This is a genomic window from Pseudomonas sp. SORT22, assembly GCF_018417635.1.
Classification (GTDB): Bacteria; Pseudomonadota; Gammaproteobacteria; order Pseudomonadales; family Pseudomonadaceae; genus Aquipseudomonas.
The window spans coordinates 480,485-504,421 of sequence record NZ_CP071007.1 but is presented as its reverse complement, the minus strand read 5'-3'; the positions used below and the strand labels follow the sequence as shown (position 1 = coordinate 504,421).

The 23,937-nt window shown below is 62.6% G+C and carries 18 protein-coding genes; 13 read left to right on the top strand and 5 right to left on the bottom strand.

The features are described 5' to 3' along the window. Position 1: 1 nt before the first annotated feature. The 3 genes from tssK to tagH are packed head-to-tail and all read right to left on the bottom strand — an operon-like array spanning position 2 to position 3,217. A complete protein-coding gene (gene tssK / locus JYG36_RS02335) occupies positions 2-1,336 on the bottom strand; it encodes a type VI secretion system baseplate subunit TssK (RefSeq protein WP_093378512.1) in 1,335 nt (444 codons plus the stop codon). A 15-nt stretch (positions 1,337-1,351) separates the two neighbouring features. After that, the gene (gene tssJ, locus JYG36_RS02330; protein ID WP_093378507.1) at positions 1,352-1,849 is read right to left on the bottom strand and encodes a type VI secretion system lipoprotein TssJ; all 498 of its coding nucleotides are present in this window, start codon (positions 1,847-1,849) and stop codon (positions 1,352-1,354) included. Positions 1,850-1,885: 36 nt separating this feature from the next. After that, a complete protein-coding gene (tagH, locus tag JYG36_RS02325; protein ID WP_213602987.1) occupies positions 1,886-3,217 on the bottom strand; it encodes a type VI secretion system-associated FHA domain protein TagH in 1,332 nt (443 codons plus the stop codon). Positions 3,218-3,607: 390 nt separating this feature from the next. On the opposite strand from tagH, the gene tssA reads away from it, so the two are divergent. The 13 genes from tssA to JYG36_RS02260 all read left to right on the top strand — a co-directional run bounded on the left by tssA (position 3,608) and on the right by JYG36_RS02260 (position 21,798). Continuing rightward, positions 3,608-4,642, top strand: coding sequence for a type VI secretion system protein TssA (gene tssA, locus JYG36_RS02320; protein ID WP_408980952.1), 1,035 nt, complete (start codon positions 3,608-3,610; stop codon positions 4,640-4,642). 95 nt (positions 4,643-4,737) lie between these two features. Further along, on the top strand, positions 4,738-5,253 hold the full coding sequence (gene tssB / locus JYG36_RS02315; RefSeq protein ID WP_010221277.1) for a type VI secretion system contractile sheath small subunit: 516 nt from the start codon (positions 4,738-4,740) through the stop codon (positions 5,251-5,253). Between the two features lie 15 nt (positions 5,254-5,268). After that, the gene (tssC, locus tag JYG36_RS02310; RefSeq protein WP_010221276.1) at positions 5,269-6,762 is read left to right on the top strand and encodes a type VI secretion system contractile sheath large subunit; all 1,494 of its coding nucleotides are present in this window, start codon (positions 5,269-5,271) and stop codon (positions 6,760-6,762) included. Positions 6,763-6,843: 81 nt separating this feature from the next. Continuing rightward, positions 6,844-7,332, top strand: coding sequence for an Hcp family type VI secretion system effector (locus JYG36_RS02305; RefSeq protein ID WP_038998241.1), 489 nt, complete (start codon positions 6,844-6,846; stop codon positions 7,330-7,332). Positions 7,333-7,438: 106 nt separating this feature from the next. Then, entirely contained in the window at positions 7,439-7,954 is a 516-nt protein-coding gene (gene tssE, locus JYG36_RS02300; protein ID WP_213602982.1) for a type VI secretion system baseplate subunit TssE, read from the top strand. Next, complete coding sequence (gene tssF, locus JYG36_RS02295; protein ID WP_093378488.1) at positions 7,951-9,810, top strand: type VI secretion system baseplate subunit TssF; 1,860 nt, start codon at positions 7,951-7,953, stop codon at positions 9,808-9,810. The genes tssE and tssF overlap by 4 nt, the downstream gene beginning before the upstream one ends. Next, entirely contained in the window at positions 9,774-10,823 is a 1,050-nt protein-coding gene (gene tssG, locus JYG36_RS02290; protein ID WP_213602980.1) for a type VI secretion system baseplate subunit TssG, read from the top strand. Before tssF ends, tssG begins: the two co-directional genes overlap by 37 nt. Continuing rightward, positions 10,816-13,494 carry a type VI secretion system ATPase TssH gene (gene tssH, locus JYG36_RS02285; protein ID WP_213602978.1) on the top strand — a complete coding sequence of 893 codons (2,679 nt, stop codon included), beginning with the start codon at positions 10,816-10,818 and terminating at the stop codon, positions 13,492-13,494. Before tssG ends, tssH begins: the two co-directional genes overlap by 8 nt. A gap of 23 nt (positions 13,495-13,517) precedes the next feature. After that, a complete protein-coding gene (locus JYG36_RS02280) occupies positions 13,518-15,461 on the top strand; it encodes a type VI secretion system Vgr family protein (RefSeq protein ID WP_213602976.1) in 1,944 nt (647 codons plus the stop codon). 15 nt (positions 15,462-15,476) lie between these two features. Further along, entirely contained in the window at positions 15,477-15,911 is a 435-nt protein-coding gene (locus tag JYG36_RS02275; protein ID WP_213602974.1) for a DcrB-related protein, read from the top strand. A 12-nt stretch (positions 15,912-15,923) separates the two neighbouring features. After that, on the top strand, positions 15,924-20,219 hold the full coding sequence (locus JYG36_RS02270; RefSeq protein ID WP_249744388.1) for an RHS repeat-associated core domain-containing protein: 4,296 nt from the start codon (positions 15,924-15,926) through the stop codon (positions 20,217-20,219). A gap of 2 nt (positions 20,220-20,221) precedes the next feature. Then, positions 20,222-20,557 carry a hypothetical protein gene (locus JYG36_RS02265; protein ID WP_093378468.1) on the top strand — a complete coding sequence of 112 codons (336 nt, stop codon included), beginning with the start codon at positions 20,222-20,224 and terminating at the stop codon, positions 20,555-20,557. 86 nt (positions 20,558-20,643) lie between these two features. Continuing rightward, entirely contained in the window at positions 20,644-21,798 is a 1,155-nt protein-coding gene (locus JYG36_RS02260; RefSeq protein WP_045201195.1) for a lysozyme inhibitor LprI family protein, read from the top strand. Here the strand turns inward: JYG36_RS02260 and JYG36_RS02255 are convergent. Together JYG36_RS02255 and JYG36_RS02250 are read right to left on the bottom strand one after the other, a co-directional pair. Further along, on the bottom strand, positions 21,769-22,983 hold the full coding sequence (locus JYG36_RS02255) for an MFS transporter (RefSeq protein WP_213602973.1): 1,215 nt from the start codon (positions 22,981-22,983) through the stop codon (positions 21,769-21,771). The two genes, JYG36_RS02260 and JYG36_RS02255, sit on opposite strands and share 30 nt — an antisense overlap. A gap of 125 nt (positions 22,984-23,108) precedes the next feature. After that, positions 23,109-23,933: a hypothetical protein gene (locus tag JYG36_RS02250; RefSeq protein ID WP_045201193.1), complete on the bottom strand. Its 825-nt coding sequence runs from the start codon at positions 23,931-23,933 to the stop codon at positions 23,109-23,111. Positions 23,934-23,937 lie beyond the last annotated feature (4 nt).

The following is a 23,937-nucleotide window of genomic DNA, read 5'->3' as shown; positions in this document are numbered from 1 at the left end:
CTTATCCTCGGATGGCCCAGAAGGCCAGGTTCAGCCCCGGGAACTCGCCTGCGACGTAGAAGGCAAAGCCGCCGGCGTTCTGCAGTTGCTGCCAGTGCTCGCTGCCGCGATCGAGCTCGTAGTAGGTGGAGCCGGCATGGAACGGGATCTGCCGTGGTGCCACCGGCAGCGGCAACAGACCGATGCCCGGCAGTTGCAGGTTGACCAGGTCACGGATGTGCTCGACCGCGCCGATCTTGCTTTGCTGGGCGAAGCGCCCGCGCAGGGTTTCGCTCGGTACGTCGGCACGCACCACGAGAATGAAACTGGCATTGTCGAGCAGGCTGCGGTCGGCAAGCATGGCGACATGAATGCCATAGGCCTTCTCGACAATCGGGATCGGCGTGGCCTTGCTGTCGATCAGCATCGACAGGGCTTCGCGCAGCGCCTGCATGACCGGGGCGAAGCTCGCCGCCAGGTCGTCATGCTGGTACACCGGGAACTCACCCGGGCGGCGGTTGCTGGCACAGAAGGTGGCAAACTCACCGGCCAGGCTGACCAGCTCGCTGTACAGCCGCTCCGGGTGCAACGGGCTCAACTGGCTCAGGTGCTCGACCAGCGGTTGCGCGCGATTGACCAGTTGCAGGAGCATGAAGTCGGCGATCTCCGAAGCACCACCGGCACCGGAGGCCACCACCCGCCCGGCCAGTGCTTCACCGCGTTGATGCAAAAGGCCCAGCAGTTCGCTGCGAAATGCCGACAGGCTTTTGCTCGCCGATACATCCAGCACCGGCGCGATATAGCTGTCATCCAGCACCAGGGCGCGGTCAGCGCGTTTTTCCTTGATACGTACCAGGCCCAGCGCGGCATAGTCGCTCAGGCCTTCTTCGGCGGTGATCAAGCGCAGCGCACGGGAGCCAAGGGCGACCGGGGCGCGGTTCTCGAACGGCGCGTTGTCGTCACGCACTTCGGCCACCCGGCTGACATAACGCGCGCCACCTGCGGCTTCGCCTTCGTCCACGGTATCGCGGGCACCGGCGCGCTTGAGCGGCAAGGCCAGGTACACCAGGCCATCACGCAGGTTGTCGTCGATGTTCAGCGGGCTGGGCGCCAGGTCATCGTGGGGGATGTTGAACGGCGTGCCATCGGGCAGCAGCCCGCGGGCAGAAACGATGGCCAGCTTGCCCTGGGCCAGCAGGCCCTGGTCGACCAGCAGCTCGGAGAAGCCCCAGGCGCCCGCCGACAGCGGCCGGCTGCGGGCATCGATAAGGTTCTCGAGATAACGGTCATGTTGTTGAAAGTGCTGGGTTCCGAGGAACATGCCTTCCGACCAGACCACACGATTGTTCCAGGACATGGCTTCTCCGATCGCCTATTGGGCGGTGCTGGTTGGGGAGGTATGGGCAACGCTGCGCACAGCGCGAACATCGAGGCTGATCTGGTAGTCCAGCGGCGGCACTGGCAGCAGGCTGCGCCATTGCGCCTGGTCGATTTCGCGGTAGCCGACCACCAGGCCGATCTGGCGCGTCAGCGGGTTCAACGGCCGGTCGATGCGCACTTGCTCACCGGGCTGCACCAGCACTTCGTCCTGATCTAGCAGGTCGGCGCCCAGGGTCGCCGGGCCGCGTTCGGCCAGGGCAAAATAATCGGCGCGGCTGAAACCTGCGCTGTTCTTCAGTTCGAGAATGCGCACGCGCACAGGCGCGGCCTGGCCGTTGGCGCCCGGGTTGAGCCCGGCGGCGGCACTGAAATACAAGGTGACGCTGGTAGGCCCCGCCACCTCGGGCTGGACCGGTGCTGCGACTTCATCCTTGCTACAACCACTGAGCAGCAGTGTGGTTACCGCTGCCATCAGCATTGTTCGAATCATCCTGCGTCCTCAATGACGTGGCACTTTCCGTTTGTTTCAGGAGCGCTGCAGACGCGCGCTGTGCTCCTCGTAGGCGCGACTGAATTCGCGCCCGAACAGGTCCTGGAAGTCGTCTTCGGCTTCCCGGGAAATCTTGCTGTACAGCTCGGTGAACTGCTGCCAGTACTGCGCCTGGCGCGAACCTGCGAACAGCTTCGACAGCCCTGCCGGTTCGCCGAGCCGCGATTCCAGCTGCGCCGGCTCGAAGCGCCCGAGCAGGTGCTTGATCGCCGCTTCAACACCGGCCATCACTGCCAGCTGATGCGCGCGCAAGTCGTCGAAACTGTCGCGTACCGCCTGGTCCGGCGCCATGAACGCGTGGTTGCCATGGCGCAGCAGCAACAGCAGCGCTTCATCGGCATTGGGCGCGAACTTGAGCGGGTTGTTTTCTGCCGGGCGGATCATCGTCTGCTGCATGCGGAACTCGCCCTTGAGGCTGCTGCGCGCACGTAACACATCGATCAGGCCCTCGACCATCAAGCGATAACTGCGGCCAAGGGCTTCCATCTGCGCCTCGACCTGGGCGCTGTCGATACGCAGATGTTCAAGGCCCGCACCGCGCAGGAACGCCTGGGCCAGCACACTGGAGTCGCCAGCCTGCGCCGAGGCCTCGACAGGCGCGGGCATGGGTGCGGGCATGGCTGGTTCGACAGCTACAACGACAGGCGCGGGCGCCGCCGGCACCGGTTCGGCGAACAGGTCCCAGTCTTCGGGAATCACTCCAGGGCTTGCCGGTACCGGCTCAGGCGTCGACGCTACGGGCGTTGGCGGGCGAAAATCATGCTGCTGGGCAGGCACGTGATCGGCGCGGGTCACCGGCGCAATGCTCGCCGGTGCAAGAAAATCGAACAGGTCCGGCAAGGTGGCATTGCTCGACGCGCCCTGGATCAACGCTGGCGCAACAGCATTTTGGGGGGTCGCAGCGGCACCGGCCTGGTTGGCCATCAGCGCCTCGAAGCTATTGGCGGCGTCAGCACCGTGCGGGTTGCCATCGGCAATCTTGAAGCTTGAATCGATCCGTGCCTGGATTTCGTACTCGCCGATACGGATGACTTCGCCATCCATCAACGGCTCACTGTTACCGCGACGCAAGCGAATACCGGCGTGAATTAATTCGACACCATTAGTGCTGTTATCGGTCAGGTAATAACGGCCGTCTTTATATTGAATTACACAATGTTGCGAAGAAACCAGACGCTCCGGATCGGGCAGCACCCAATCATTATCGGGGCCGCGACCAATACTGATGGCACCTGACTCGATGAACTTTTCAGGACATTGGCCAGGGGTAATCTTGTGATAACTGGTAATAGTAAGACTCAGCGACATCACGCCTCCTTAGCAACATCCCGAATCGCCTGTGGGCCCGCTGGAGGCCTGCCACACTTGCCACGATTCGCTTCCAATCCCTGAAAAAGTCTACTGAATGTCCGAATTTCGTTCACTTTTCGCTGATGTTTATCAGTTTCAAATGACATCCACCGCTACCCTGACCAACAAGTCAATAAACCTGTACGGCCCAGTATGCAGGTCACGATGGGCCGCTAGCTTACCTTGACAGCCAATTGGAAATAAACCAAAAATGCGCAACTTGCTGAACAGGCGTGATATCACTTTGATATCAACTAAGGACAACTCAGCAAATTATGTGCGCTATGTCACAAAACCAACTAGCACACATTAGCCACCCCCACCACGGGACGATACGGAGATCGATATCTGGTGAACTCAGCGCATTTGCTCGCTGCCGTTTCGGAAAACTTTCCTTGCGGCGACGACCTTGAATACGACCCGGACTTCCTGCAATTGGAGCGTGATGCCCAAGGCCGGCCCGAGCGTGTCATGGGCGATGCCATCCAGCCTGCCGAAGCTCCGCAGTGGCGGCAGATCGAACAGTCCTGCACCGCCCTGCTGCAACGCAGCAAAGACCTTCGCGTCACTCATTTCCTCTTGCAAAGTGCCCTCGCCCTGCACGGCATTGCCGGCCTGGCCAACACTCTGCAACTGATCAACGAGCTGTTGCGCCAGTACTGGCCGCAGGTCCATCCGCAGCTCGACGCCGATGACGACAACGACCCGACAGTGCGTATCAACGCCCTCGCCGGTCTGGTCTGCGAGACCAACATCGCCCTGCTGCGCGAAAGCCTGCTGACCCGCTCCCGCGCCTTCGGCCCGGTCAGCCTGCGCGCAGCCCTGCACGCCAGCGGTTTGCAGCACTTTGCCAGCGAGACGCTCAACGCCGACGAACTCGGCGGCGCCCTGCGCGACAGCGATGGCGAGCAACTGCAGGCCACCCGCGAGGCGCTACAGCAAGCCCGCGAGGCCGCCGAGGCAATCGAGCAATACGTCAACGAGCAGGTCGGATCGGCCAGCGGAGTTGATCTGAGCGCGCTCAAGCAGCCACTGCGCCAGGCCGCACAGATTCTTGCCGAACATGCGCCGGCCAGCGAGCAGGCCGCCAACGACGCCAGCGAAATCAGCAGCGCTGCCAACAGCTCGACGCCGGTTGCCGAGGCCGCCCCCGCGCCCGCCATCGCCCGCGCTTCGGCCGATATCGCCAGCCGCGACGAAGTGCTGCGCAGCCTTGACCGAATTCTCAAGTACTACGCCCGCCACGAGCCCTCGAGCCCGCTGCCGGTGCTGCTCAACCGCGCGAAAAATCTGGTCAACGCCGATTTTGCCGCGATCGTCCGCGACTTGATCCCCGATGGGCTGTCGCAGTTCGAAACCCTGCGCGGACCCGAAGCTGACTGAGGCCTGCGGGCCTGACCCAACGCACATACGCAACACCGTTACCGGCAACGATCGATGACGCCAATACCGTCGCACCTGCGACCAGGAGGAACAACGTGGCGAACCCCAGTTCTCAGAAATTCATTGCGCGCAATCGCGCGCCGCGGGTGCAGATCGAGTATGACGTCGAGCTCTACGGCGCCGAAAAAAAGGTCCAGCTGCCTTTCGTCATGGGCGTCATGGCCGACCTCGCGGGCAAGCCTGCCGAGCCGCTGGCCCCGGTCGCCGAGCGCAAGTTCCTGGAAATCGACGTCGACAACTTCGACTCGCGCCTCAAGGCCATGCAGCCACGGGTGGCGTTCCACGTACCCAACGAGCTGACCGGCGAAGGCAACCTGAGCCTGGATATCACCTTCGAGAGCATGGACGACTTCAGCCCTGCCGCCGTGGCGCGCAAGGTCGATTCGCTGAACCAGCTGCTCGAAGCGCGGACCCAGCTGGCCAACCTGCTGACCTACATGGACGGCAAGACCGGCGCCGAAGAAATCATCATGAAAGCCATCAAGGATCCGGCCCTGCTCCAGGCCTTGGCCAGCGCGCCAAAGCCCCAGGATGCCGAGCCGAACGCTTAATCAGGACAAAGCCTCATGACCGATCCGATGCGTGATACCCAGGCCCAGCCAGCGGCCACCGAGCAAGCCAGCGAGTTCGCTTCGCTGCTGCTGCAAGAATTCAAACCCAAGACCGAGCGCGCCCGCGAGGCCGTCGAAACTGCGGTGCGCACCCTGGCCGAACAGGCCCTGGCGCAAACCGACCTGGTGTCCAATGACGCGATCAAGTCGATCGAATCGATCATTGCCGCCATCGACGCCAAGCTCACCGCCCAGGTCAACCAGGTGATCCACCACCCCGAGTTCCAGAAGCTGGAAAGCGCCTGGCGGGGCCTGCACTACCTGGTCAACAACACCGAGAGCGACGAGCAGCTGAAAATCCGCGTGCTCAACATCTCCAAGCCCGACCTGCACAAGACCCTGAAGAAATTCAAGGGCACGGCCTGGGACCAGAGCCCGCTGTTCAAGAAGATGTACGAAGAAGAGTACGGCCAGTTCGGCGGCGAGCCGTATGGTTGCCTGGTCGGCGACTACTACTTCGACCAGTCGCCACCGGACGTCGAGCTGCTCGGCGAGCTGTCCAAGGTGTGTGCCGCCATGCACTCGCCGTTCATCGCTGCGGCCTCGCCGACCGTGATGGGCATGGGCTCGTGGCAGGAGCTGTCGAACCCGCGCGACCTGACCAAAATCTTCACCACCCCCGAGTACGCCGGCTGGCGCTCGCTGCGTGAATCGGAAGACTCGCGCTACATCGGCCTGACCATGCCGCGCTTCCTGGCGCGCCTGCCGTATGGCGCCAAGACCGACCCGGTAGAAGCCTTCGCCTTCGAAGAAGACACCGATGGCGCCGACAGCGCCAAGTACACCTGGGCCAACGCCGCCTACGCGATGGCGGTGAACATCAACCGCTCGTTCAAGTACTACGGCTGGTGCTCGCGGATTCGCGGCGTCGAGTCCGGTGGCGAAGTGCAGAACCTGCCGGCGCACACCTTCCCTACCGATGACGGTGGCGTGGACATGAAGTGCCCGACTGAAATCGCCATCTCCGACCGCCGTGAAGCGGAACTGGCGAAGAACGGTTTCATGCCGCTGTTGCACAAGAAGAACACCGACTTCGCCGCCTTCATTGGCGCCCAGTCGCTGCAAAAACCTGCCGAGTACGACGACCCGGACGCCACCGCCAACGCCAACCTGGCCGCGCGCCTGCCGTACCTGTTCGCCACCTGCCGCTTCGCTCACTACCTGAAGTGCATCGTGCGCGACAAGATCGGCTCGTTCAAAGAGAAGGACGAGATGCAGCGCTGGCTGCAGGACTGGATCCTCAACTACGTCGATGGCGATCCGGCCCACTCCACCGAAACCACCAAGGCCCAGCACCCACTGGCAGCTGCCGAAGTGGTGGTCGAAGAAGTCGAAGGCAACCCGGGTTACTACAACTCGCGTTTCTACCTGCGCCCGCACTACCAGCTCGAAGGGCTGACTGTGTCGCTGCGCCTGGTATCGAAGTTGCCGTCGGCCAAGGGCGCCTGAGCCCAGGCTCGCTAGAACGCCCCGTGCTGCGGGGCGTGCACTGAAAAAATAATGTGGTAGATGCCACACTCTGGAGACAACATGGCAGTTGATATTTTCATCAAGATTGGCGACATCAAGGGCGAGTCCATGGACAAGGCCCACAAGGACGAAATCGATGTGCTGAACTGGAGCTGGGGCATGGCCCAGTCCGGCAACATGCACATGGGTGGTGGCGGCGGCGCCGGCAAGGTCAACATCCAGGACCTGTCGCTGACCAAGTACGTCGACAAATCCAGCCCCAACCTGATGATGCACTGCTCCAGCGGCAAGCACATCGACAAGGTCAAGCTGACCGTGCGCAAGGCCGGTGGCGAGAGCCAGGTCGAGTACCTGATCATCAACCTCGAAGAAGTGCTGATCAGCTCGCTGAGCACCGGTGGCTCGGGCGGCGATGACCGCCTGACCGAAAACGTCACCCTGAACTTCGGCAAAGTCACGGTCGATTACCAGCCGCAGAAAGCTGACGGCACCAAAGACGGCGGCCCGGTCAAGTACGGCTGGAACGTGCGCCAGAACGTCAAGATCTGATGCGTTTCGCCCTCTTCGCGGGGCAAACCCGCTCCCACCCTGTAGGAGCGGGCTTGCCCCGCGATAGGGATAACGCACTCACGCATATCACCACCGGAGCCGCCCCTTGGTAGCCGAAATCGCTGCACGTGACCGTCTGCAGCCTTCGCTGCTCGATCGTCTGACCGACGACGAGCCCGGCAACCTGCAAGAAGCCAACGACAAGCGCGTGCTTTCGCTGAGCCAGCTCAAGGCCTCGGTACTGCGCGACCTCACCTGGCTGCTCAACACCACTTCACTGCTCGATGCGGCCGCCACCCTCAACACCCCGGCCGGCACTTCGGTGGTCAACTACGGCCTGCCGGCACTGGCCGGTAACAGCGCCTCGAACATTGATATCAGCGCACTGGAGAGCATCATTTACCAGGCCATCGCCACCTTCGAACCGCGCATCCTGCGCAGCAGCCTGAGGGTTCGCGCCCAGGTCGCACCGGGGGAAATGAACAACAACGCCCTGAGTTTCGAGATCGAAGGCGACCTGTGGGCCCAGCCGGCGGCACTACCGTTGCTGCTGCGCACCGGCCTTGACCTGGAATCCGGGCATGTCCGGGTGGCCCCCGCCGAGCGCCGGAGACGTCCATGAACCCGCGCCTGCTCGAGCTGTACAACCAGGAACTGCAACACATCCGCGAAAGCGCGGCAGAATTTTCCCGGGAATACCCGAAGATCGCCGGGCGCCTGACCCTGTCCGGCATTGACTGCGCCGACCCCTATGTCGAGCGCCTGCTCGAAGGTTTTGCCTACCTGACCGCACGGGTGCAACTCAAGCTCGATGCCGAGTACCCGACCTTCACCCACAACCTGCTGGAGATCGCCTACCCGCACTACCTGGCGCCGACGCCGTCGATGACGGTGGTGCAGATGCAGGCCGATCCAGATGAAGGTTCGCTCAGTGCCGGCTTCACCCTGCCGCGTGGCAGCGTGCTGCGCGCCACCCTTGGTCGCGATTCGCAAACGCCTTGCGAGTTTCGTAGTGCCCATCCCGTTACCCTGTGGCCGCTGCAAGTCGCCCAGGCGGAATACTTCGGCAACCCGGCAGCCCGCCTCGGGCGCCTGGCCGCCAGCGAACCGAAAGCCCGCGCCGGCTTGCGCATTACCTTGCGTACCGGCGCCGACCTGCCGTTCAACGCCCTCGACCTCAGCAGCCTGCCGCTGTACCTGAACGGCGCCGACGAACTGCCGTTTCGCCTGTACGAACAGCTGCTGGGCAACGCCTGTGCGGTGTTCGCGCGCCAGCCTGGCAGCGACTGGGTCGAGCGCATCCCGACCTCGGCCCTGCGCCCTTGCGGCTTCGATGACCGCGAGGCGGCGCTACCGGTGGTGCCGCAGGCATTCCAGGGTTACCGCCTGCTGCAGGAGTACTTCGCCCTGCCGCAGCGTTTTCTGTTCGTCGAATTTGCCGAACTGGATCGCGCAGTAAAGCGTTGCGATGGTCAGGAGCTGGAGCTGATCGTGCTGTTCGAGCGCTACGACCAGAGCCTGGAAGGCAGCGTCGGCGCCGAGCAGTTCGTGCCCTTCTGCACACCGGCGATCAACCTGTTCCCGCGCCGGGTCGACCGCATCCACCTCAATGACCGGGTCAACGAACATCATGTGATTGCCGACCGCACCCGGCCAACGGATTTCGAGATCCACTCGTTGAGCAGCGTTACCGGCCACGGCACCGGCCCCGACCAGGCTTTCCTGCCCTTCTATGCCGTACGCGACCCGTCGCGCTACGGCCGTGACCAGGCCTATTACATCGTCCGCCGCGAGCCGCGCATGCTTTCCAGCGAGCAGCGCCGCAACGGTACCCGCTCGACCTACATGGGCAGCGAAACCTTCATCAGCCTGGTCGATGGCCAACAGGCGCCTTACCGCCACGACCTGCGACAACTGGGGGTCAGTGCCCTGTGTACCAATCGCGACCTGGCGCTGTTCATGAACGTCGGCGATGGCCGCAGTGATTTCACCCTGGCCGACAGCGCGCCGGTGGCCGCCATTCGCTGCCTGGCCGGGCCAAGCCGGCCACGGGCCAGCCATGCCCATGACAACAAGGCCTGGCGTCTGATCAGCCAGTTGTCGCTGAACTACCTGTCGCTGACCGAGCAAGGCCAGGGCGCCGCCGCCCTGCGCGAGTTGCTGCGCCTGTACGGCGACAGCCACGACGCCGCCCTGCAGCTGCAGATCGACGGCCTGCGCGAGGTCAGCAGCAAGGCCTGCACGCGACGCCTGCCGATGCCGGGGCCGATCGTCTTTGGCCGTGGCCTGGAGATCACCCTGGAATTCGACGAAAACGCCTTTCGCGGCACTGGCGTGTTCCTGCTCGGTGCGGTGTTCGAGCGCTTCCTGGCACGTTACGTGTCGATCAACAGCTTTACCGAGACGGTGCTCCGTACCACCGAACGCGGCGAGATCATGCGATGGAAAGCCAAGCCCGGACGCCGTCCGACCCTGTGAACATCCTCAGCGAAATGCAGGCCGAACCCTGGAACTACGATTTCTTCCAGGCCCTGCGCCGGCTGCAATGCGAGTCGCCGCAGCTGCCACGCTTCGGCCATTCGCTGCGCCTGGCCGATGATCCGGTGCGCCTTGGCCAGCAGCTCGACTGTGCGTTTGCGCCGGCCACCCTGGCGGCGCTGACGCCTGCCAGTGATCAGGGCCCGGCGCGCCTGGAGCAGTTCTTCTTTGGCCTCGGCGGCCCCAACGGCCCCTTGCCGCTACACCTGACCGAGTACATGCGCGAGCGCCAGCGCAACAATGCCGACAGCACCAGCAAGCGCTTTCTCGATGTCTTTCATCACCGTCTGTTGAGCCTGTTCTACCGGGCCTGGGCCGAAGCGCGGCCGACGGTCAGCCATGACCGGCCCGATGACGACTACTGGGCCGCCCGCCTGGCCGCCCTGAGCGGGCGCGGCACCCCGGCGCTGCGTGATCAGGGCCCGTTGCCGGATACCGCCAAGTTGCACTACAGCGGCCACCTCGCCGCCCAGACCCGCTATCCGGATGGCCTGCGCGGCATTCTCGGGGCCTACTTCGGTGTGCCGGTAAGCATCGAGGAATACGTTGGCCAGTGGCTGCAACTGCCTGAACGCAGCCGCCTGGGCGCGAGCGCCAATCAGCTGGGCATGGATGTGTGCCTGGGCAGCCATGTCTGGGACCGCCAGCACAAGTTCCGCATCTGCCTGGGGCCGCTGAGCCTGGAGCAATACCTGTCGCTATTGCCCGATGGCAGTGCCTTCGCCGCGCTGGTGGCCTGGGTCGCCGAGCACCAGGGGCACGAGCTGGACTGGGACCTGCAACTGATTCTGCAGCAGGACGAAATACCCCCCCTGCAACTCAACACTGGCCGACGCCTGGGTTTCGATACCTGGCTCGGCCGCCCGCAACACGATGCCAGCGACCTGACACTGGCTCGGTACTACGCCGAGACGCGCGCATCGCAATCCACAAGGAGTCCGGAACATGGGTGAAATCAGTCGCGCCGCGCTGTTCGGCAAGCTCAACAGCGTCGCTTACAAGGCCATCGAGGCCGCTACGGTGTTCTGCAAACTGCGGGGCAACCCCTATGTAGAACTGGCCCACTGGTTTCATCAGTTGCTGCAACTGCAGGACTCGGACCTGCACCGCATCATTCGCCAGTTCAACCTGGAGCCAGCGCGCCTGGCCCGCGAACTGACCGAGGCCCTGGACCGTCTGCCGCGCGGCTCGACCTCGATCACCGACCTGTCGTCCCACGTCGAAGAGGCGGTGGAGCGTGGCTGGGTGTATGGCAGCCTGATGTTCGGCGAAAGCCAGGTGCGCACCGGTTACCTGGTGCTCGGCATCCTCAAGACTCCGAGCCTGCGCAATGCCCTGCTCGGCCTGTCGTCGGAGTTTGCCAAGATCAAGGTCGAAGCCCTCAGCGAGCGCTTTGACGAGTACGTCGGCGACTCGCCGGAAAACGCCCTGAGCGCCAGCGACGGTTTCAATGCCGGCGCCGTGCCGGGCGAAGCCAGCGGCGCCATGGCCCCCAGCGCCCTGGGCAAGCAGGAAGCGCTCAAGCGCTTTACCGTCGACCTCACCGAGCAGGCGCGCAGCGGCAAGCTCGACCCGATCGTTGGTCGCGACGAAGAGATTCGCCAACTGGTGGATATCCTCATGCGTCGCCGGCAGAACAACCCGATCCTCACCGGTGAAGCCGGGGTGGGCAAAACCGCGGTGGTTGAAGGCTTTGCCCTGCGCATCGTTGCCGGCGATGTTCCGCCATCGCTCAAGGACGTCGAATTGCGCAGCCTGGATGTCGGCCTGCTACAGGCCGGGGCGAGCATGAAAGGCGAGTTCGAACAGCGCCTGCGCCAGGTCATCGAGGACGTGCAGGCCTCGCCCAGACCGATCATCCTGTTCATCGACGAAGCCCACACCCTGGTCGGTGCCGGTGGTGCCGCCGGCACCGGCGATGCTGCCAACCTGCTCAAGCCCGCGCTGGCCCGTGGCAGCTTGCGCACCGTGGCCGCCACCACCTGGGCCGAGTACAAGAAGCACATCGAGAAAGACCCGGCCCTGACCCGGCGTTTTCAGGTGGTGCAGGTCGCCGAGCCGAGCGAAGACAAGGCACTGCTGATGATGCGCGGCGTGGCCTCGACCATGGAGCAGCACCATCAGGTGCAGATCCTCGATGAAGCCCTGGAAGCCTCGGTCAAGCTCTCCCACCGCTACATCCCGGCGCGCCAGTTGCCAGACAAGTCCGTCAGCCTGCTCGACACCGCCTGCGCCCGTGTCGCCATCAGCCTGCATGCGGTACCGGCCGAGGTCGACGACAGCCGTCGACGCATCGAGGCACTGCAAACCGAGCTGCAGATCATCGCCCGCGAGCAGGCCATCGGTATCGCCATCGGCAACCGCCAGCAACAGTCTGAAACCTTGCTGGCTACCGAGCGCGAGCGCCTGGCCGAACTGGAAAGCCGTTGGGCCGAAGAGAAGGCCCTGGTCGACGAGCTGCTGGCCACCCGCGCGCAGCTGCGCGAAAACGTTGGGGTGGTCGACCGCGACACCGGCAGCGAACAGAGCCATGAGCTGCGCGAAAAACTCATCGAGCTGCAGCAGCGCCTGAGCGCCCTGCAAGGTGAAACCCCGCTGATCCTGCCAACCGTCGACTATCAGGCGGTGGCCTCGGTGGTTGCCGACTGGACCGGCATCCCGGTCGGACGCATGGCCCGCAACGAGCTCGAGACCGTGCTCAAGCTCGACCAGCACCTGGCCAAGCGCATCATTGGCCAGGACCATGCGCTGCAGATGATCGCCAAGCGTATCCAGACCTCCCGCGCCGGCCTCGACAACCCCAACAAACCAATCGGCGTGTTCATGCTCGCCGGCACCTCCGGGGTAGGCAAGACCGAAACCGCCCTGGCCCTGGCCGAAGCCATGTACGGCGGTGAGCAGAACGTCATCACCATCAACATGAGCGAGTTCCAGGAAGCCCATACCGTCTCGACCCTCAAGGGCGCCCCGCCCGGCTATGTCGGTTATGGCGAAGGCGGCGTGCTGACCGAAGCGGTGCGGCGCAAGCCCTACAGCGTGGTGCTGCTCGACGAGGTGGAAAAAGCCCACCCGGACGTGCACGAAATTTTCTTCCAGGTGTTCGACAAGGGCGTGATGGAAGACGGCGAAGGCCGGGTGATCGACTTCAAGAACACCTTGATCCTGCTCACCACCAACGCCGGTACCGAGCTGATTTCCCGGGTGTGCAAAGACCCGCAGAACACCCCTGAACCCGAGGCCATCGCCAGCGCCCTGCGCCAACCGCTGCTGGAAATCTTCCCGCCGGCGCTGCTCGGCCGCCTGGTGACCATCCCCTACTACCCGCTCAGCGACGAGATGCTCAAGGCCATCACCCGCCTGCAGCTCGAGCGCATCCGCAAGCGCGTGCAAGGCACCCACAAAGTGGCCTTCGACTACGACGACGAAGTGGTCGACTTGATCGTTTCGCGCTGCAGCGAGACCGAGAGCGGCGGGCGGATGATCGACGCGATCCTGACCAACAGCCTGCTGCCGGACATGAGCCGCGAGTTCCTCACCCGCATGCTCGAAGGCAAGGCCCTGGCCGGGGTGCGCATCAGCCGCCGCGACAACGACCTGCACTACCACTTCAGCGACGCGCCGTGATGGCGCGTTTGACGAGATAAGCGATGCTATTCAAGCAATTCACCCGACTGGCGCAGATCAACAGCCCGCTGGGCCCGGATGCGCTGATCCTGGCGGAAATGGGCGGCGGCGAAGAGCTGGGGCGGCTGTTCGACTACGAGTTGCAACTGACCTCGGACAACTCGGCCATCGACCTCAACCAGTTGCTCGGCAAGCCCATGAGCCTCAGCCTGCAACTGGAGCTGGGCCGCTCGCGGTATTTTCACGGCATTGTTTCGCGCTGCAGCCAGAGCATCGACCGCGGCCAGTTCGCCAGTTACCGCGTAACCCTGCGGCCTTGGCTGTGGCTGCTGAGCAAGACCTCCGATTGCCGCATTTTCCAGAACCAGAGCATCCCGCAGATCATCAAGCAGGTATTTCGCGACCTGGGGTTTTCCGACTTCGAAGACAGCTTGAGCCGCCCCTATCGCGAGTGGGAGTACTGCGTGCAGTACCGCGAGACCAGCTTCGACTTCGTCAGCCGCTTGATGGAACAGGAAGGTATCTACTACTACTTCCGCCACGAAAAGGACCGCCACGTGCTGGTGCTGGCCGATGCCTATGGCGCCCACCAGGTGGTGCCGGGCTACGAGTCGGTGCCGTACTTTCCACCTGATGGTCAGCACCGCGAGCGTGACCACCTCAACGACTGGCACCTGGCCCAGGAGGTGCAGTCCGGCTCGCTGGAGCTTAACGACTACGACTTCCAGCGCCCCAGCGCGCGCATCGACGTGCGCTCGCAAATGCCGCGCCCGCACAGCGCCGGCGACTACCCGCTGTACGACTACCCCGGCACCTATGTGCAGAGTGAGGACGGCGAGCATTACGCCCGTACCCGTATCGAAGCGCTGCAAAGCCTGCATGAACGCATCGAACTGCGCGGCAATGCCCGCGGCCTGGCGGCAGGCAACCTGTTCAGCATGAGCGGCTTCAGCCGCCAGGACCAGAATCGCGAATACCTGATCGTCGGTGCCCGCTATTACATCGTCCAGGAGCGCCTGGAAACCGGCGCCGGCGGCGGCAATGCACAGTTCGAAAGCAACCTCAGCTGCATCGATGCGCAGCAGAGCTTCCGCCCCCTGGCCAGCACCCTGCGCCCGCAGGTCAAGGGCCCGCAGACCGCCATCGTGGTTGGCCCGGCCGGGGAAGAGATCTGGACCGACCAGTATGGCCGGGTCAAGGTGCACTTCTACTGGGACCGCCATGACCAGTCCAACGAGAACAGCTCGTGCTGGATTCGCGTGTCCCAGGCCTGGGCCGGCAAGAACTGGGGTTCGATGCAGATCCCGCGGATCGGTCAGGAAGTGATCGTCAGCTTTCTTGAAGGCGACCCCGACCGGCCGATCATCACCGGCCGGGTCTACAACGCCGAGCAGACGGTGCCCTACGACCTGCCGGCCAATGCGACCCAGAGCGGGATGAAAAGCCGTTCGAGCAAAGGCGGCACGCCGGCGAACTTCAACGAAATCCGCATGGAGGACAAGAAGGGCGCCGAACAGCTGTACATCCACGCCGAGCGCAACCAGGACATCGAAGTCGAGAACGACGAGAGCCACTGGGTGGGCCACAACCGCAACAAGGTGGTGGACTTCAGCGAAGTGGCGACCATCGGCGAAGACCGCATTCGCGCGGTCAAGCGCGATGACATTTTGCTGGTGGGCTCGACCAAGACCGACAGCATCAGCCGCAGCTACCTGATCGAGGTTGGCGAAAACCTGCGCCTGGTGTGCGGCAAGAGCGTGCTCGAACTCAACGCCAGCGGCCAGATCAACCTCACCGGCGTGCAGTTCAACTTCAACGCCCAAGGCAATGCCCAGTTCAACACCGGCGGCACCCTGGACCTGAACATCGGCGGCGCCCCCGGCGCCACTGCGGACGGGCAAGGCGTCAAAGGCACCATCGATGGCGCCGTGGAAGCGATCTTCCCCAAGCCCAAAGCCAGCCAATAAAGAGATTTGTGCGTCATGACTTATCGCCTCAACGAATTCCAGCTCGCCCTGCCCGATGCCGAAATGCAGGACACCAGCATCAACATCCTGCGCTTTGCCAAGCTCGGCACCTCGCTGATCATCAGCCGCAGCTTGCTGGCCGACGGCGAAACCCTGCAAAGCAACTTCGACGGCCAGCTCGAGCGCCTGCAACAACAGGTCAAGGACCTGCGCTTCCAGCCGCGCCAGGCCGTGCGCTTGGGCGCCGAGCAGACGGAGGAAGGCATCGAGCTGCGCAGCCAGTTCAGCAAGGGTAACGAAAAGGTCTTCCAGTACCAACTGGCCCTGGTACTGCCCGGCACGCGCAAGATGTTCGCCCTGAGTTACGTCAAAGCCCAACCGCTGGGTGATGCCGAGGCTGCGCACTGGGCAGCGATCAAGCAATCACTGAACTTCGACACCCTGGCCTGATGAGCACCTTGCATGTCTGACGCTCTTTGGGCCGCCCGCCAGGGCGATGCGCTGATGCACACCTCGATGATGGCCGACATCGTCGGCGGTGTGCTGGAAGTGGCCGCCAACGTCGCCATCGGCATGTTGGCCACCGCGGCGGTGACTGCGGCGCTTGGGCTTACCGTGGTCACCGGCGGCCTCGGCTGCTTCGTACTCGGCGCGGTGGTCGGTATCGTGGTCGGCGTGGCCATGAGCAAGACCGGGGCCGACAAGGGTTTAAGCAGTTTATGCGAGGGTATCGGCAATTTTCTGTTCCCGCCTTCGGTGCAGGCCAACATCCTCACTGGCTCGAAGAACACCCACACCAATGGCAAACCGGCCGCCCGCGCTGCTGGCGTCATCGTCGCCGCGGCGGCGCCCGCTGGCAGTGATGCCGCCCAGCCACCTGCCGAAGAGGAAGAAGAAAGCTTCCTCGACATGGCCAAGGGCTTTTTCTCGCAGATGTGGCGGCCCACGGTCGCCAGCCCCGCACCAAACACCGAGCCTGCCGACGACGACAAGATCCTCTGCAGCAAGCACCCGCCAATGCCGCCGCAGTACCTGGCCGAAGGTTCGAGCAAGGTCACCATCAACGGCCATCCGGCTTGCCGCAGCGGCGATCGCAGCACCTGCGAGGCGGTGATCGTCGACGCCGGGCTGATCTCCAGTAACGTGCGCATTGGCGGCGGCTCGATCGTGGTCCGCGAGATTCGCAGTGGCAAGACCCCGGGCATCGGCCTGGCGATAACCGCTTTGATGCTGCTGCGCGGGCGTGGCGGCAAGTTCTACAGCGAACTGGGCTGTATGGTAATTGGCGGCGTTGCTACCTACCTCACCGAGCAGGTAGCAGGTGCGTTGACATCCGCTGTAGCCGGCTCTGCGCATCCGGTCCATAGCCCCACCGGGGCCAAGGTACTTGCTGACGACGATGATCTGGACTTCAGCTTGCCCGGCTTGATCCCGCTGGAGTGGCAGCGCTTCTACAGCAGCCGTGACACCCGCCACGATGGCCTTTTCGGTGCGGGCTGGAGCGTCGATTACGAGGTATTTGTCAGGATCGAACTACACCCGCAAGGCGGCGAGCGAGTGCTGTTTACCGACGATCAGGCGCGTATTATCGACATGGGCCACATACCCCGGGGCGATGCCGTCTTCAGCGCAGGTGAAGGCCTGAGTGTACGCCGCGAGCACAACGGTGAACTGCTGATCGAGCGTACCGACGGATTGTATCGCCTGTTCCAGCCGACTCCGAACGACCCACTGCACCTGCGCCTGGCGCAATTGGGTGACCGCAACGATAACCGCATCTATCTTGATTACGACGCCAGTGGTCGTTTGACCGGTCTGCGCGATACCTTCGACTTGATCCAGGTACAACTGCATTACAGCACTCAATGGCCAGGGCGGATCAGTTCTCTCGAGCGCCTGTATAGCGACGGCGCAACCGAACTGTTGGTCAGTTATGGTTATGACGACAACGGCGACCTGGCCCAGGTGCGCGACGCCAATGGCCAGTTGCAACGCAGCTTCAGCTACGACCAGGGCCGACGCATGGTCGAGCACCAGTTGCCCAGCGGCCTGCGCTGCTTCTACGAATGGACTCGCACTGCGGACGACTGGCGCGTCGCTCGGCACTGGACCGATGATGGCGACGAGTATCGTTTCGACTACGACATCGAGGCCGGCATCACCCGGATCACCGACAGCCTGCAACGGGTCAGCAGTCGCCACTGGAACCCGCAGTACCAGATCACCCAATACACCGACGCCCTCGGCCACACCTGGTGCTTCGAGTGGAACGACGAGCGCCAGTTGCTCGCTGCCACCGACCCGCAAGGTGGGCAATGGCAATACCTGTACGATGAGTCCGGCAACCTGTGCGAAAGCATCGACCCACTCGGGCGCAGCGAGTCAACCCTATGGCTGGAGCATTGGTCTCTACCCCGAGTAGAGACCGACTACGCAGGCAATCGGCGAAGCTATCGCTACGATCAGCGCGGCAACTGCAGCAGTGAAACCGACCCACAAGGCAACATAACTCGCTATCGCTACGACGAACGAGGCCAAGTGGTAGAGGTGATCGACGCTACAGGCAAGCGCCAACACTTGCGCTGGAATGATTACGGCCTGCTCAGTGAGCAGGTTGACTGTTCGGGCTATCCCACCCGTATGAACTATGACCGTCGTGGCCATCTACAATCTGTCACCGACGCCCTCGGCGAACGTACCGAATATGAATACGACGCACGAGGCCGCTTGCAACTGCGACGGTTACCGGATGGGCGCAGCGACCTTTACCAGTATCACTGCAACGGTCAGCTCAGTACCCATACCGACCCGGCCGGGCACACCACCCAGTTCCTCTATACCCGTCGCGGTCAGCTGCACCTGCGCATCGATCCGCACGGGCGCAAAGTTCAGTACGGCTATGACGCCTACGGCCGTTTGCTCACGCTGACCAACGAAAATGGTGAGCGTTATCGCTTCGCCTGGGATCAAGGAGATCGCTTGACCCAGCAACAGTATCTGGATTCAAGCACCCGCTGTTATCACTATGATGCGCTGAACAACGTTACGGCTCAGACGTATGTCCCGGCGCCCGACGACAACGAGCCGACACTCAAACCGATCTGTCACCACTACCAACTGGATGCAGCCGGCCGGGTAATCCAAAAACGCACTGACGATGGATTAACCGAGTACAGCTACGACGCACTTGATCACCTGATCGCCATCTGTTTCACCGATACCAGCGGCAACAGCGAACAATTGGAATTCGGCTACGACGAACTCGGACAGCTTGTTGAGGACTGCAGTCAGGCCGGCTTACTGCAGCACTACTACGATGAACTTGGCAACTTGACCCAGACCCGACTGGGCGACGGCCGCTGGCTAAATCGTCTTTACTATGGCAGTGGCCATCTGCACCAGCTCAATCTCGATGGCCAGGTGATCTGTGACTTCGAGCGCGACCGCCTGCATCGAGAAGTGTTTCGCTCCCAGGGACAGCTCTGCACCCGCAGCGAGTACGACCGTAGCGGCCGCCTGCGCTCCCGGCTGCGTCGTTCACTCCAGCAGCCGCCACAGCTACCAGCGCCCGTTCAACAACGCTTTGACTTCGATCCTGCCGACAATTTGATCGGTCGTTTCAATCAGGATCTTGCAGGCCAGCACCAGCAACTGCTGCATTACGATGCCAGCGCTCGCATCATGGCCAGCCAGAACACAGGTCAGGGCCAGAGCGAAGTCTTTGCCTATGATGCTGCGGCTAATCTGCTCGACGGTTCAGAGCTCGGAAAGGGCCTTGTCCGCCATAATCGTTTGCTTTCTTACCAAGACAAGCGGTATCGCTACGACGCCTTTGGTCGGATGATCGAAAAACGTAGCAGCCGCCACGGCGTGCAACGGTTCAGCTACGACGCAGAACACCGCTTGATCCAGGTCCGCAGCCATATCGGCGGCCGAGAACGGGTGCTGAACATGCGTTATGACCCATTGGGTCGACGCGTCGAAAAAAGCCAGCACGACGATGCTGGCAATCTGCTGGAAAAGACCCGTTTTACCTGGGATGGACTGCGCCTTTTGCTGGAGCAGCAGCATGGCCGAACCAGTCTCTATCTCTATGATCAGGACAGCCATGAGCCTCTGGCGCGGGTCGACGGCGCTGGCGCACAACAACACGTGCGCTACTACCACAACGACCTTAACGGCTTGCCAGAGCAATTGACCGAATTCAAGGGTGACGTTCTCTGGCAGGCGAGCTATCTGGTATGGGGCAACACCCTGCAGGAAACCCGCGAAGGATATTACCTCGAAGAGCAGAATCTCAGGTTCCAAGGGCAGTACCTGGATCGTGAAAGCGGACTGCACTACAACACGTTTCGCTTCTATGATCCTGATATCGGACGCTTCACCACACCCGATCCCATCGGCCTGCTGGGGGGCATCAACCTTTATCAATACGCACCGAATCCGCTCGGTTGGATCGACCCGCTGGGTTGGAAGAAGAAATGCAGCTTCCGAAAACCCCGACGGGTAAAAAGCAAATCAACGGGGCGCACCAGACCCCGGAACCGCAACGAAGAGTTCGCTCTGGATCATGTCAAGAAACATCCGGAAAACGGGATAGAGATCATCAAGCCCGACCAGATCGGAGACCCTCACTTCAAAGGCAAGGGCTGGTCAAAAATGGAGCGTAAAGTAAACGGGGTCAACGTCCACTACATGGCCAAGCTCGATCCTAAAGGGAAAATGACCCACGTCACTGACTTCAAGATAAAGGACTGAAGATGAACTACACCCATCGAAACAGCAAAAATCAGAAGAGCCACTGGGAACAGTGCGAGCGGCAGCAGGCGCCCTACATAGAGATCAGCGACATCAATGAAACGTACAAGAATGTTTTCTACGACATTACCAATCTGTCAGGGGACCTCGAAGAAATTTCCGAAGCAGTGAAAGCGATCTACACAAGTTATGTTGCGTTCTACCTTGTGCCTCAGATCGATATCGAGCCTCTGTTCGAGCAATATTATTTTTTTAACCTGATCGTCAAATCTGCACACGCAGAGATCATTGCAGAGCAGCTGCATTGCTACCTGAGCGCACAACTCAACGGCCAATGAACCCCAGGCACATTGCTGCGGCAGATTCCGCAATGGCCCTTGCTGACGTATCATCCGCACCCTGCTCAACCTCACATGGATGTCCGATGAAAGCCGCCGCGCGCTTGCTTCCTGCTGCCCTGTTCGCTGCCTGCCTGCACAGCCCCGCGACCCTTGCCGCAGGCTTTGACTGCAGCAAGGCCAGCACCCTGCTGGAAACCGCGATCTGCACCACACCGTCGCTGTCGGCCAAGGACGACACGCTCAACGAGCGCTACAAGCCGCTCAAGGACCGCAAGATCTTCCGCGAGCTGGAAAACTTCTGGCTGCGCGAGGTGCGTAACCGCTGCGAGACTGCCGCCTGCCTGGAAGTCGCCTACGACCAGCAGATCAAACTGCTGACGCCAGTACCGGCACTCTCCCAGGTTGACCCCAAAAGCCTGCAGCCCCTGCCCCGCGACCAGCGTTATACCCAGGTCGAGGATGAGCCGTGGCAGCGCTTTCCCCTGGCCACCGTTGCCGACATGAGCGAAGACAGTTTTGCCTATCTGGTGGACGTTGCCACCCTCGATGGCGTGCTGAACGTGGTGCTGTTCGTTGCCGAAAAGCAGGATGACGAAGGCAGCAACCCCGGCAATATCTATGACAGCCGCCCGATCGGCACCCTCTACGAATACTCCGACGCACGCCCTGGCCTGCACCCGTTCGCGCGCAATGTGCGCTTTGATGGCTGGAACAGTATCACCGCCAACGATCAGGGCCGGCGCTATGCCGGGATCATTGACGGGGTGTTCTACTACCGGCAGAAAATGAGCGGCGAGGCGCAGCAAAGCATGGCCTACACACTGGGTTCCAAGGCCACGCCGCAGCCTTCAACGCAACTGTACGCGGCCGAGTCCAACAGCAAGCGTTTCGCCAAGGCGCAGATCAGCGGCGACCTCAACCACGATAACTCCGGCCTGCTGATCTATTACCCGCACCTTACCGGCGACAGCAACCCCTACGACCGGGTGATGGACAAGGATGCCGGCGGCTGGAGCCTGGTCAACCCGACCTGGAGCCCGACCCGGCCGGTCCTGTACTTCGACAACAACGGCGGCTTCGCCTGCATCTGGAGGGTCGACCTGGTGACCAAGCGCCTGGAGAAGATCGTCCCCGAGCATGAGGCAGTTGCCGCTCGCCCGGTGGATGTCATCGGCCGCGAGGCGATCGTTTACCTGGAAGCCGACCAGTTAATGTTTGCCATCGCCCCGGACCAGTAACGCCTGCGCAACGCTACGGGCGCGCCTGCGCCCGAACAGGCGGCCAAGGCTGACCGCCCAGTTGAGCAACGCCACCAGCAGCAGGCACAGCATCATCGCCTCGGTGCCGCCGCTGACGATCAGCTGCCCGGCCAGCCAGGGAAAGCCGAACACCCCGAGAAAGTACGCCAGGCTGAATAGCAGCAAGGCCTGCGGGGTATGCCCGGGCGGTGCCTGGTTGGCGGCCAGGCCGTTGATTACCGAATAGTTCAGACCGTATCCAACCCCCAGCAGCGCTGCGGCCAGCAGATAGCCAAGGTTGCCCTGTACCCACCAGCCCAGCGCCAGCACGGCGAGCACGATAAAGCCCGAGAGCAGGCACGAGGCACGGTAGGCATCACGCTTGACCACCCAGCCGGCGATCAGCAAACGGCAACTGATGGCCGCACTCATGAAGCCGATGAAGAACAGCGAATAATCCAGGCCGCGCCCGGCGGCATAAGAGGTCTGGAAGCTGCCCAGACCACCGAAGATCGCGCCGCCCAGGCCGACCATGAGAACCGGCCAGCGAGCGGGCGAGGCCAGTACGGTTGCGCCAGCGCGGCGGCTGATGCCAACCGGCTGAGTGGCGTGCCGTGGCTGGCGGGCCAGATGGTTGAAGATCAGCAGGCCCGCGACTGCGGCACCCGCGGCGGTGTAGAACGCCGTCTGCACCGGCAGTTGCAACAGCGCTGCCAGCTTGCCCGCCAGCGGCCCGGAACCGATGCCGCTCATCATGCTGCCCGAGAGCAAAGCGAAGCAGTGGGTACGCCGCTGGGCTTCGACCCGCTCGGCCACCAGGATCGGGCCCAGGGTGTAAAAAGCCCCCCAACCCAGGCCCAGCATCAGGCCGCAGAGCATCAAGCCCGCGCCGGTGCCAGGCACCAGGGCGAAGCCCAGGCAAGCCGCCACCAGGCTCAGCGCCGACAGGGCGATGGCTCGTGCCGAACCCAAGCGGTCGGCCAGATGGCCACTGCCAAGTACGGCGACGATGGTGCTAAGCATGGCAACTGAAATGATCTGCCCGGCATCCTGCTCGTTGCCGCCACGGCTGCTGACCAACAGCGACAACAGGAAGGTCGAGCCATAGGACAACGACAGCAGGTAGCTGGCCAGGCACAGCAGGCCAAAGCCAGGGGCAGCTTGTTCGGTACGGATGGCGGACATGCTCGGACGTCACTCGGCGAAGTGGAGCTGCCTTGTAGCATGGCCTAGCTCCACGACCGTTATAAAACTGCCGGAGTTGGGTTCAGCCGGCAGCGAACTGTGCCTGCGCGCGGCCTATCCAGCGGTCAGTGCAACAGCTCGGCGCATTCCTTCATCACGCCAGCCTTCAACCGCAGGTAGTGCTCGAAAATCTCTCGCGCCGCCGCCTGGTCGATATTGATCTGCATGGCTTCGACAAACTGCTCGACCGCCGCCACCGCGTGGGCAAAATGATTGCTCTCGGTGCCGCCAGTGTGCACGGTGACCCAGGCCACCGTTGCCCGCGCGCGCTCTGCCGGTATGCCCATGTCACGGACGAACCACTGCTTGAACAACGGATGGATGAACTCGACCTCGCCGTGGGTATAAACCTCATGCACCAGGGTGGTCAGCAGGCCTTGCAGCAGGTCGCGCTCGCGCAGGCGCTGGCGATCGGTCCAGTCCTTGAAGGACTGGGCCGAAGGCAGGCAGTTGGCCTTGAGCATCCACTGATCATCACCGCAGAGGGGCGTCGCCATGTTGTAGAACAAATCGGCGTGCAGGGTATTGCCCAGGGCCCCGAGGTCTTCATCGGTGATCCGCTGCAGGCTGCCGCAGGCCCGATACAGCTGGTCGGCAGCCATGGAGCCGGCGTCGGAGCGGGCCAGCAGGGTCAGGCGGTTGGCAAGGCCCGAGACACTGGCCGCGGAGTTGTTGGTTTTCGACCAGCTGGCGAAGAACTTGCGCAGCACTGCCGGTGAATGCTTGCGCTCAGTCAACAGGGCAAAGGCCTTTTCAATCTCCATCAGCTCTTCTTCTACCGCCCAGAAGGCTTCGAACAACGCGTGCTTGAGGGTGCTGGCCGGCATGTCATTGAGGACCGGCTCGACGATCGAAAGCAGCTTGCTGTGCAGGGCTATCACGGTGTTCATTGGC